This is a genomic window from Stenotrophomonas sp. PS02289, from assembly GCF_029960115.1.
GTDB lineage: Bacteria > Pseudomonadota > Gammaproteobacteria > Xanthomonadales > Xanthomonadaceae > Stenotrophomonas.
The window spans coordinates 1-11,335 of sequence record NZ_JASCOZ010000014.1; the positions used below are offsets into that span (position 1 = coordinate 1).

An 11,335-nucleotide genomic window follows, 5' to 3' on the forward strand; every position below is an offset into this window, starting at 1 on the left:
AGCCAAGGTGCTTGAACAGACCCCATAGATGGGGAGAACCTGATCGAGAGACGAGCAATCAACCTTGAAATTCAGTCGCTTAGGCAGCTTTTGGCCCTGTACGTAATGATTCCCTGCCGACCCTCTAATCCTCCTCCCGGAACGGCTTATCCCCAAACAGGAACCCATAATAGAACCGCCGCAACTGCGCGTGATACGCACGAATCCGATCCTGATACGCAAGGTGAGACTGCATGTCCGTACCCGCCATCCGTGTAAGTGCAGCCTGCAGCCCGACGGGCGGCAGCACCCATCCCAGCGTGTTAGCCGCAGCTGAGCGCTTCTCAATCCCCGCACGGTAAGCCGCCGTCATAGGCGCAACCGCATCATCCCCATTCTGGTGGAAGGCCAGATACCACTTGTAATGGAACGCCGTACCCAGCGGTGCTGACTGACTCCATTCCGGATACTTGGCATAGAAGCGCTGCATGGTGTCCTCGCGCGGAATATCCCACGCGCCGTTCACCGCCTCACGCTGGGCGCGGGCGATCTCTGCCCCTTGCTCCACCGGGATAGCCCGCTCGATCGCCACGTTCGACAGCGCCGGCAGCACCAGCGCCACGGTGACCCACACCGCCGCCAGCGTCGCGGCATTGGTGCCCGACGCCCAACTGCGCCACGCCACCAGCAACGCCACACCCATCCAGAAGACGAGGTAGGCCACCATCAAGGCCAGCACGCCGACGATCTGCAAGGCGGGCACGCCTTGCTGGACGGCCACCACCGCGAACGGAATGCCCAGGCAGATGCTCAATGCGCCCCCTCGCACCACCGCGCGGCGCCCATACAGCTGGGTGAGCGAACCCGGCAGGCTGGCCAAGGTCCGTTCCCGACCGGACTCACGCTCGGCCGAGCGCAGGTCGTGGAACAGCACGATCACGAAAAGAGGAGCCAGGAAGGTAAGCAGGAACGCGAAGTCGAAGCGGCCGGCGAGGGCAAGCTCTGGATTGAAGGCATCCCCATCGTGGATCTGCGCCTCCAGCCCCAATGCCCGCACGCGCAGCACAAACGGAGCCACGTCACGCATGCCCACCGCCGCGAACGCCAACGGTGACGGCGGGTTCCAGGTGGGGTGGAAGGAGTAATAGGCAGCCGTGCCTGCGTCCTGGGACGGGCCGTTCTTCGCGACCAACGCCGCCATGTCTTCCGCCTGCAGGCCCGCGATGCGGGTGATGGCCTCACGCTGGCTGTCGATCCGCTGCACGCCGGAGATCAGGCTGGCCACGGTCAACGCCGCCAGCAACGCCAAGCCAGCGACGGCCACCTTGGAGCGCAGCAGCAGGGTCCATTCGTACTTCCAGAGTTTCATCGCGCCACCTCCAGACGGCGGGCGCTCAGGGCGAGCGCGAGCAGGCTGGCCAGCAGCCAACCAAACAGAATCAGCAAGCCGGGCAACAGGCTGTGCAACACGGTCGTCCACGCCGCTGGAGCGAACTCAAAGTGCGGAATCTGGTGCCAATGGCTGCTATCCACGCGCTTGCGCTGGTCGGCACCGGCGTCCTTGGCGGTGTCGTCGGCGTAGCTCACGCCGTCGGCCTGAAGCTGGTTCAGCTGTTGGACCAGGCGATAGCGGTGCGCTTCGGCCTGCCCCAGGAAGCGCAGGTGCGCGTTAAGATCGGTGGCCGCAGCCGCCATCGAGAGCTGGCGCAGCGCAATGGACGGGCTGAGCAGCGCAAAGCGGCCTACCAGCTGATTCTGCGCGTGCTGCGCCTCGGCACTGCGTTCGGCATAGTCGTTGAACAGCGCGGACGTGACCCGCTCGCCTTCCACCGCCAGCAAGCCCTTGTAGTTCACCGGCAGGTCTTCGATGCGCGAGACGCCGTACTGTTCCAGCACCCTGCGGCGGAACGCGGAGAAGTAGGGGTCGTCCGCATCATGGCTGTCGCCCAGCGCCCGCAGGTCGCGGCCGATGCCCACCTCGGTCTGCAGCCGGTCCGGCAACGTGTAGGCGGCGTACGCCACATCGGGGGCAACGCGCGGCACCAGCAGAGCAGAGACCGCCCATACCGCCACCAGCACCAGGAGCGCGTCGCGCCGGCGCGCCAGCAGTGCGGATGCCGCCGCAATCACCGCGCACCAGCTGCCCAAGTACAGCACATAGCCGAGCATCAGCACGGCCGCCACCACACTGGAGGCCTCAGGCGCTGCCGCCAGCAACGCCAGACCAATAAACGCCGGCAGCATGAACACCAATGACACCAGCCACAGCGCGGCCAGCTTGCCGCCCACAATGGCCCGCAGTGAGGCTCCTTGCAGCATCAACTGGCGCAGGGTTCCGCGCTCTCGCTCCTGCGCCAACACACCGTGGCCAAGGAAGATCAGCACCAGCGGGGCCAGGAACTGCAGCACAAAGGCCGGCGTGAGCTGACCGAAGCGGGTCAGGATCGAGCTCTGCATCACATCGCCAAAGTTGGCCGTGTTCTGACGATGGCCTTCGAGGAACATGCTGCTGCCGGTGAACGGGTCAACGCCGGGGTCGAATGCCGCCAGCGCGGAGGGCAGGCGATAGACGAAGTGCCCGTAGTGCACCACACGATGTGGATGCCGGTCTGGCTGGGCGTCGAAGGCCTCCTGCGCCGCCACCTGCTGACGCTGCCGATACTCCGCCGCCGACTGCATGTGGTGCGAAGAGACCGCAGTGGCGGCTACCGCCAGCAGGGTGAGCAACACAATGCCGGCGACCGCCGTACGGTCCCGCAGCATGGCGCGCAACTCATTGCGCATCACCAGAACCCACGCACTCATGGGGCGAGGCGCGGCCATCACGCGCGGCACGCTCACGATGCGACGCCCGGTAGCGCCGGCCGTTGGCCGGCATCTGCAGCCCGGCCAGAGAAATGCGCATGCAACGAAGGCAGATCAAACGAAGCGCGATCAGAGGCATAAGCGATAGAGCCACGCTCCAACACCCCAATCCGATCCGCCACTTCCACCGCGCCCATCAAGTCATGCGTGACCATCAACACCGCCGTACCCCGCGCCCGCACAGACTCAAGCAAGCCATGGAAGTCCGCACTGGCACCCGGATCCAGCCCAGAGGTAGGCTCGTCCAGCAGCAACAACGGCACCTGGCGCATCAAAGCAATGGCGATCGCCACCTTCTGCCGCATGCCCTTGGAGAAGCGCCCCAGCCGCTGGTGCCACGCCGCCTCCTGCAGCCCCGCAGCGCGCAGTGCTTCCACCAGCGCATCGCGAGACACCGCCGTGCCGCTCAGCGAAAGCAGGTAGTCCGCGTTCTCAACCGCCGTCAGATGCTCGTACAGCGCCACGTTCTCCGGCAGATACGCCAGCTGGCTACGGGCGCGGGCCGGATCTTCCCAGGGCGTCACACCGGCAACCCGGACCTCGCCAGCCTGGGGCTTCAGGAAGCCCAGCAGCACCGAGAGGGTGGTGGACTTGCCGGCCCCGTTTCCGCCCAGCAGGGCATAGATGCTGCCGGGCTCGACCTGAAGGTTCAGGCCATTGATGACGGGCTTACCGGAGAACGCTACCTGCAGGGCGCGGACGTCGATGACGGGGGTAGGGGAGGTCAATGCGGCACTCGTGAGGAGGGGAGGGCCGAGCAATCTACCACGTTATGTTATTGCATATCATTTCAATGCAAAGAGCATTGCTCACTGGGTCCACTGCCGGGGCGGGCTACACGCCGGCTTGTTGGCCGGAACCGACCGCCCTAAGATCGAGCCGCATCAAGGGGAAGGCCCTCCATCCATCCATTCACGCCGACGCCGCTTCGCGGTGCCGCTTAGCTCAGGTGTTAGCTAGCAGATGAAGCTCATCTCCAACCTGACACTCGCCCTGCTTCTCGTCACTGCTGGCATGACAGCCTCCGCTCGCGAAAAGACGGACGAATATTGCTCGAACATCGCGAGCTTCATGACATCGGTGAAGCCGGATGAGACACGGGAAGTAACGTTGCGCACGTTCTGGGGCATGCGGACAGAAGGGAATCAAGTCGTGATGGGCTCAAAAACCTGTGAGCACAACGACTACGAGCCTGGCAAAAAACTGTGCGCGTACCTGATTGAGCATAGTTTCACGGAGTTTCCTGGTGAAAACGCCAAGCGCATTCTTAATTGCCTGAGCCCCGCGCGGCCAATAGCCAAAGACCTGCGCATCAACAGTGGATCGTTCACAACTTCATTCGGCTCAGAAGACCGTGGGGCCGTGGTAAACCTTGATGTTCTTCCAGACAAGGAGCCTGGAGAGATGGTCCTTCGTCTGGAAGCCCTTGGCTACTGAGCCGCTACCTGGATTCACTGGGCTGCCGCGAACCCGGTAGTGCCGGCCGTTGGCCGGCCCACGCATACAACAATCCCCGACGCGCCAATGCGGTGCCACAGATGCCATACAAACCGCAACCACAGTACGATAGAGCCGCAATCACTCCGTACCGCAACACAGTCACCGCCCTAACAGCCCCAAGGAATCACCCGCAATGGATATGCAGGTCGCCGACAGCGCACGTCAGATCACCACAAAGTCCCAGGGCGAACTGACCTTCTCGTGGCTGTACGAGCAAGTACAGGCCTACGCATCGACCACGGTCTATCCCAAAGCATCCCGCCTGGAGCGCGGCTCGTTCTGGACCGGCTTTGCAGCCACGGGCGTCGGGCTCGCCATCGGCTCACTACCGGCGGTCATACAGCCCGCGCTGTGGATGGTGACGGCATTTAAAGTGTGTCTCGGCATTGAGGTGGCTGGGTTTGTGCTCTGGTTCATACTGATGCTCATCCGCGAAGGGCGTCAGTACCGCAAGCCACGACTTTCCCATGCCATTGAGATGGACGATGAGTTCAACCATTGGAGGAAGCTGGTAGCCCTGCTGCGGGAGTTCCCGAAGACCGAGCGCCAGCAACGGCTTCGCTACGTCAGCCAGCTTCGAACGGGCATGATTGATCGCACCGGCCTGATGTACGGTGGACTCCAGAAGCTTGGCCCGTTTCCACTCCTGATTGCACTCTATCTGCAGTTCCGGAACTGGAAATGGGGTGACTGGGCCGGTGCGTTTGATGTCAGTCCGGTCGGTGGCCTGCTTATCTTCGCTCTCGTGCTGCTCTATGTCATGGGGTGGGTCTTGATTGGCATCCGAGTTCGCCTGGATACGTACGTGAGTCTGCTGGAAGCTTCCCTGGAAGAGACGCAGCCGTGAGCGGCCCTCGAGCGAAGTTCGAATCAAACGACAGATCGCCTAAGGCATTACGACCATTCGTGACCTGCAAGACGCCCAGATTGAAGAGCAGGTCTACGATTCGTTCTCAGCAGCATCTCAAGGCCTGCCCCTAGACCGAACTGATTTTCCGTATAGATAATCAGGAAAATAAATAATGAACAAGAAAAGGCTTGGGATTGAGATACTGGTAAGACGGGATCGTCAGGGCAGCGAGGAGGTCCTCAAGACGGTCTCCGAGGATGTCGTGATTCTTGACAAAAGTCTCGATGGGCTTAGATCGCTTGCGGAAGTGGAGTCAATTCGTGCCGATAGTTGCATATATTGCGGCTCGATGGTGGGCTTATCTAACGAGCACGTTATTCCTTATGCTTGGGGTGGAACGGTCCAGATACTCGATGGATCATGCGGTGCCTGCCAGAAGATCACATCAAAGTTTGAGAACTTCGCCATCAATGATGGTGCGATGCCTCATGTCAGAAAGGCGCTGAACATTCAGTCTCGGTCAAGGCACAAGAGCGCCACATCTCCAATAGAGACTGTACTAACGGGTGCCGGCGGCGAGGCCATTTTGGACCTCGATACCGAACTATCACCTATGATGCTTGGCTTTCCCTTGTTCGCTAGACCTGCGCTACTCAGTGGCGAAGAAAAGGGCGGAGCGCTCCGGCTTGAAGGCATGGGGGCAGTTGTTTTTGGCGCGAATCCCTTGGAGTTCATGCAGAGACACAATGCAACTTCCGCTGTGCAACAGGAGTCATCCAAAAAAATAGTCGACTTTGCGCGCACCATCGCAAAGATTGCATACTGCTGGGCTTGGCGAGATGGCGTGGTCAACGAGTTGGGCGGTGCAGATGAGCTGGTTCGTGCGTTCATGCATGATCCTAACCAGCTTGGAACTTACGTTGGCACCAAGCCGTCTCCTTACAGCAGATATCAAGGCTGCCAGTTCCGTATCGAGTACGCGCTAGAGATGCCGGCGCGCAAGCTCATCCTGGAGGTTCAACCGTTTTCTGATAGTGCTGCCCCGACCTACGAGGTGGTGATTGGAGAAGTGAAGAGCATGAGGCAATGGCGTCAAGTGAGGGCCGGCTTACGGTAGCTTCGGCTGCTGAGCGAACTATCCTCCGCCCCGCCTTGCTGACAGAGGAAGACGAGGTGGACTACGAATTCACTGAGAAGGGCCGGCCCTTCAAGGGCAAATTGGCCTGCCGTAGGAGCGTGGGTGACCCAATCCGCTAGGTCATTCTCAACCCGTCCCGACATGTCGGCGAGAACAAGTGGGGAAGCAAGGTCGACAAGCCGTACTTCGTGTAGGCGCGGAGAGCGCAAGGAGATCCCTACGGTAGCGCCGGCCGTTGGCCGGCCCACGCATTCAATGACCCACGCCTACGAACTCAGCTCGAAGCAGGCCACCAACACCCGGCTGTACTCCTCGGAAGCCCCAAGCCGCGCGCCCTTCGCGCTAGAAGCGACATCAATGAACCGAGCAATCGAGGTGTTCTGTTTGTTGCGCCGCGGAACTGAAACTGTGATCAATACCCCAATAAATATGGGCATTTCACTTCATTTCCGACGGAATGGATTGATTGCGACACGGAGGATTAGACACGCCTCAACCGAATGCAACTTTGCGAATTCCGCTATCCTCGTGTCTGTCGCATGGTGTGCCTCGGGTTTAAGAGCCCTGATTGATTTTTTGCATGTTGGACGACCTGTGTCGGGAGGGTGACGCAATACAACACCCTCGCGGAAATACGTCGCACCGCTAATCACGGCTCTTAACCTCCCGGCTCCCCGCCATCCTGGCGGGGAGCAACACATGAGGAAGAACCATGATGGACAACGACTGGGCCAACCTGACCGAAGAACAGCGGGAATTCCGCCGGCGATTCTGGCGCGCACCGAAGAGCGTGATGATCAACGCGCTTCGTCATGAAGACGCAAACACCTATCCCGGCTGCCCAACCGTGCCGTGCATGAAGACGCGCGGGCTATGGATTCGTGATCTGGGAGTGGAACCGGGCAGGCGGATGTATCTGGGGACTGGGGAGGAGCTGATTGTGCTGGCGGGCAATCCGTCGCGAGAAGCGCTGGCTAAGGCAGTGGTGCGTTTCCAGGGGACTGGCGATCGGTGGAAGCTGGTTCCGGCTGGCTGACCAGAAGGTGCAGATGAGCAGGGCGGTGGCGCCGCCGCCCTGGACTCAAGCGCCATTTCGTCGGCGATCCGGGTGATTCACCGGCGGCTTCTGTGGCTTGGTCGCAAACTGGTTGCCACGCCCCCGCGCGGGTGGCAACTTGCAGCGGCGATCACGTCGGCTTGGAGCCCCGCATGACCCCCGTTGCCCTGTATGCGCCCGATCCGGTCCGCGGCTGGCTGCCCTGGGCCTGGCTGACGCCGATCCTGATGATCCTGTTCAACGCGGTACCGGTGATCGCGCTGGACGGGTGGATGCAGTCGCAGCATTGGTCGACGCCGCGCGGCGATCCGATCGGCCTCGCTGGCTTGCATGCGATGCTGTGGATCGGCTTCGCTCCGACGCTGGTGGCCGTGCTCGCCTGGGTACGCTTCGTCGAAAGGCGCTCGCTGGCGAGTATCGGGCTGACCGGTCCGGCACCGTTGAATACCTTCCTGCGCGGACTGGCCGTTGGATTCGGCACGATCGCGCTGGTCGTAGTCGCGATCTGGATGGCTGGCGGCATGCAGGCGGCGGGCTTGGGGCAGGCCTGGCGGTCGCCCGTCAGTCTGCTGCACATCGGTCTGCTGCTATTGAGTTTCATGTTCCAGGCGAGCGTGGAGGAAGTCATCTTCCGCGGCTGGATGCTGTCAGCGGTGGCGCGCAAGACCAATGTCGCGGTGGCAGTGCTGCTGGTGTCGCTCGTTTTCTGCTTCCTGCATTTCAGTCCGCACCAGCCGCCCCGGGTCATGCTCGGCACGTTCCTGTTCTCGCTGTTCGCCTGCGTCTGGGCGCTGCGGACCGGCAATATCTGGGGCGTGATGGGCTGGCACGCGGGGTGGAACTGGTTGCTTGCGACCGGCTTCGAACTGCCCGTCACCGGCATCGATGCGCACCTGCCGGCGCTGCTGGTGGCGCTGCGCCCGCTAGGCCCCGACACCCTGACCGGAGGCGCGGAAGGGCCGGAAGGCAGTTACCTGTGTAGCGTCTTCTTCGTCGCCGCGATCGCGTGGATCCAGTGGCGAAAGACGCGCGGAGCTCAGAACTTCTCGCCAGACAGCAAGTAACGCCACTGCCCGAGGCATTCGACCTGACCCCGGCTGCACTGCCCGAGGCGCAGCAACAGGGGATATACTCCGCCTCACTCAGGATCAAGTCAGGATGACAGCCCTATGCGTTTAACTGCAGCCGCCAGTTCGCTTGTCGTTGTAATGACCATGGCACCTACCGTCTCGGCCTCTGCGGTGGAGAATGAAGTCTTCGGCATGAAAATAGGGGAGCCTTTAGCACTGCCCTTATGCGAACTTTCCTTGCCTACTCCAGCAGCCCGGAGCAGTAGCAAGGGACCAGGGAGTAGGGCGTTCAACAAGCTGACGGCCCCACCGCCGGAGCCGTTGAAGCTCACCCCGCCGGCGACCGGGCTGTGCGTCGCCCCCGGCCCCACAAGCATGGCGGTGGGCAATACCGAGTTCGGACCAGGCGAGTACGGCTACCTGGTCTTCGCCACGGATGAGTATCCGGCATGGATCGCGCCCATCGGCATGTCGATCGGCGCGGGCGCAGGTGACGCTTTGTCGTTGGAAGGTGTGGGCGGCCTGGTGTTGCTTCGCGACGGGCGTGTGATCGCCTTGCGCTTCAACACCACCGGGTTCGAGGCGCAGTCGCGCGTGATGGAACTGCTCACGCGCAAGTTCGGCTCGCCCACTTCACAGAAGGCCGTGAGCTGGCACAACGATCTGGGCGGCAGCCGCGAATCGATCACCGCACAATGGCGCACGCGCGATTTCTTCGCGGATTATTCCTCGGTCGTGCAACAGCAGGCGACGCGCGTGCAGGGGCTTTCGGGAGGAATCGGGTCGCTCAGCATTGGCAATGATCTGGGGCAGCGGGTTCTGCAACCTGTTAACAAGGAAGCGGAGTTCTAGAGAACTGATGGCGCTTGGGGATTAGTCAAACGAATTCCGGCTGGCAGAGCAGATCGTGCAGATGACTGAGACTGCGTTCTAGGTGCCGGATCGGCACCGGGGATGAGGAGATCCTTTGCGGAGTGTTGAGCCATCCACGCAATCAGCAACCCTGGCGCTGGTGCCTTGTTGAATTTGCTGATGATGTTGGCGTCGAGCAGATAGCGCATCAAAGGTCGACCTTGCGTCCTGCATCAAACGGACGGGGAATCTCTAACTCGGAGCCAATCAGTGGCGAGGTCAGGAGCGTCTTCAAGATGCTGCCCTTCTGCGGCGTCTCGCCACTAATGTTCTCTTTGAACACGCCCTGTAGGTGATCAGAGAGAGGGCTGCCCTCGTAAGTCTTGCTCATATCAGCTCACCAGCATGTATCTGGAGTATACCCAGAATGCAGCGTGCCTTTAAAGCCTCAACTGCTAGGCGATGGAACACTTGGCCGTTCACTGTGCGTGCCGGGTAAACACTTGGTCACGGCCCTTTACCCGAGCCGAGCGGCGGGCGTGACGCATTTGACGCTGCGCTTCCTCGGCGGGCTGCTCGTTGATGAATAGCCGGTACCCTCAACCACCTGTGCCGGCGTAACGCCTGGAATCCAACGATCTTGCCGACTGAACATTCCACAGTAGGCCTTGGCAGAGCGGGCGCACGCAAAGCGGAACTCGTTGTAGGCGGGAGCGTCTCACGTGCTGATGGTTTCGCACCCGTATGTCACGGCACGGCTGATTGGGCGGGCTGCAACGGCTGAGTGACCTCTCGTGAGTAGGTTGTCGTCAAGCTCCAGAGCCCGTGTTACATAGGGACAGCTGACGCCCGCTCTATGGCCTGCTCGTTCGCGCCACACTTGACCTTCAACCGGAATCTCCAACGCTCAGACATGAAAGCGGCAACCTCCCAGACCTGCAGCTTGCGTATAAGATGCTTTTAGGCACCCTCAAGGCTGAGTAGCGGCGACTCAACTGGGTCAACACCATTCCTTCTTAGAATTCCATTGAGTTCAACGAGTATTTCGGCGCGCTGGCGATCCAGCCGTTCGCCAATACTGAGATCCGAAAGGATGATCCAGCCGCCGCCAGCATCATAGATATCATTCCGTGCCAGGCATCCGGTTACGTCATCACGCAGGACCCTAACCAGTTCTTGGAGGCGAGCCACGCTATTTCTATCCTGCCCCTCACGCATCCCGATTGGGGGAGCACAACTGAGGACCAGTTGCTTTTGTGCGTCTCGCAATAGCCCAGTTGCAAGAAGGCCATGCATGGACTCGATAGCTGCCACCACACCACCGATCTGATTCTCCGACCGAAATGGCGTCTTCATAAATACACGATCAAAACCATGACGCAGAACGGCCGCCACATTCATGTCCACATTGTACATGTTGTTCTGCGCAAGGATCCGAGGATAGCACGTAGCAGCAACACCAAGATGTCTATTGAGCTTCTCCTGGTACCACTCCCAGAACCAGATGGAAACTTCGCACTCACCTTGCGCCACTCGCATAACGTTAAGCTCGTCAATTTGATTCTGAAACGTCACATCCTGCGATGCAGTTGTGGCCATGACCAGGTGTCCCAGCGGAACTTTGATCTTCTTGATCGCTCCTAGGCAACTCTTCACATCCTCGAGATTGACAAGGCCGCCGGCCAGCACAGTGCCATCAGATGAAGCCTGAGAGCGTCTCTTGCACTGCACGCCCGTGCGGAGCCTAGGATGGACCCTGTAATCCCAGCCGACAACGTCAATGCCATTCTGCGCCTGACCGGGCCGGCCGACGGTTACAGCATAGATATCCGACCACTCTGCTTCGCACAGCAACCGCGTAAGACGCTCAAAGTCCTGCCAATTGGAAGGCGGGAAGAAATCCATATTCATCTCAAGCGGCTCCTGTCATAACTATCCACATGATATCGCTGATCGCATGACTCAAACCAGCATCAACTTTATTCGAATGAAAGTTGAGTGCTTGCACCGCTCATCGATCAAAA

General features: G+C 60.6%; 11 protein-coding genes. 6 read left to right on the forward strand and 5 right to left on the reverse strand.

Annotation, left to right across the window (positions count from 1 at the left end; translation table 11 throughout):
- Positions 1–124: 124 nt before the first annotated feature.
- Genes QMX83_RS03540 through QMX83_RS03550 form a run of 3 tightly spaced genes read right to left on the reverse strand, consistent with a single transcriptional unit; the run spans position 125 to position 3,572 of the window.
- Entirely contained in the window at positions 125–1,348 is a 1,224-nt protein-coding gene (locus tag QMX83_RS03540; RefSeq protein ID WP_282295270.1) for a DUF3526 domain-containing protein, read from the reverse strand.
- On the reverse strand, positions 1,345–2,784 hold the full coding sequence (locus QMX83_RS03545) for a DUF3526 domain-containing protein (protein WP_282295271.1): 1,440 nt from the start codon (positions 2,782–2,784) through the stop codon (positions 1,345–1,347). Before QMX83_RS03545 ends, QMX83_RS03540 begins: the two co-directional genes overlap by 4 nt.
- 32 nt (positions 2,785–2,816) lie before the next feature.
- Positions 2,817–3,572: an ATP-binding cassette domain-containing protein gene (locus QMX83_RS03550; RefSeq protein WP_282295272.1), complete on the reverse strand. Its 756-nt coding sequence runs from the start codon at positions 3,570–3,572 to the stop codon at positions 2,817–2,819.
- 235 nt (positions 3,573–3,807) lie between these two features.
- Here QMX83_RS03550 and QMX83_RS03555 point away from each other — a divergent pair, with 235 nt between their 5' ends.
- From QMX83_RS03555 to QMX83_RS03580, 6 genes are all read left to right on the forward strand, one after another.
- Positions 3,808–4,281: a hypothetical protein gene (locus QMX83_RS03555; protein ID WP_282295273.1), complete on the forward strand. Its 474-nt coding sequence runs from the start codon at positions 3,808–3,810 to the stop codon at positions 4,279–4,281.
- A gap of 196 nt (positions 4,282–4,477) precedes the next feature.
- A complete protein-coding gene (locus QMX83_RS03560; protein WP_282295274.1) occupies positions 4,478–5,191 on the forward strand; it encodes a hypothetical protein in 714 nt (237 codons plus the stop codon).
- Positions 5,192–5,366: 175 nt separating this feature from the next.
- Positions 5,367–6,311, forward strand: a complete 945-nt coding sequence (locus tag QMX83_RS03565; protein WP_282295275.1) for a hypothetical protein — start codon at positions 5,367–5,369, stop codon at positions 6,309–6,311.
- Positions 6,312–7,044: 733 nt separating this feature from the next.
- Positions 7,045–7,368 carry a hypothetical protein gene (locus tag QMX83_RS03570; RefSeq protein WP_282295276.1) on the forward strand — a complete coding sequence of 108 codons (324 nt, stop codon included), beginning with the start codon at positions 7,045–7,047 and terminating at the stop codon, positions 7,366–7,368.
- 173 nt (positions 7,369–7,541) lie between these two features.
- Positions 7,542–8,453: a type II CAAX endopeptidase family protein gene (locus QMX83_RS03575; RefSeq protein ID WP_282295277.1), complete on the forward strand. Its 912-nt coding sequence runs from the start codon at positions 7,542–7,544 to the stop codon at positions 8,451–8,453.
- A gap of 327 nt (positions 8,454–8,780) precedes the next feature.
- Positions 8,781–9,311, forward strand: coding sequence for a hypothetical protein (locus QMX83_RS03580; protein ID WP_282295278.1), 531 nt, complete (start codon positions 8,781–8,783; stop codon positions 9,309–9,311).
- 208 nt (positions 9,312–9,519) lie between these two features.
- Here QMX83_RS03580 and QMX83_RS03585 read toward each other — a convergent pair whose 3' ends face one another.
- On the reverse strand, positions 9,520–9,702 hold the full coding sequence (locus QMX83_RS03585) for a hypothetical protein (RefSeq protein WP_282295279.1): 183 nt from the start codon (positions 9,700–9,702) through the stop codon (positions 9,520–9,522).
- Positions 9,703–10,271: 569 nt separating this feature from the next.
- On the reverse strand, positions 10,272–11,222 hold the full coding sequence (locus tag QMX83_RS03590) for a hypothetical protein (protein ID WP_282295280.1): 951 nt from the start codon (positions 11,220–11,222) through the stop codon (positions 10,272–10,274).
- Positions 11,223–11,335 lie beyond the last annotated feature (113 nt).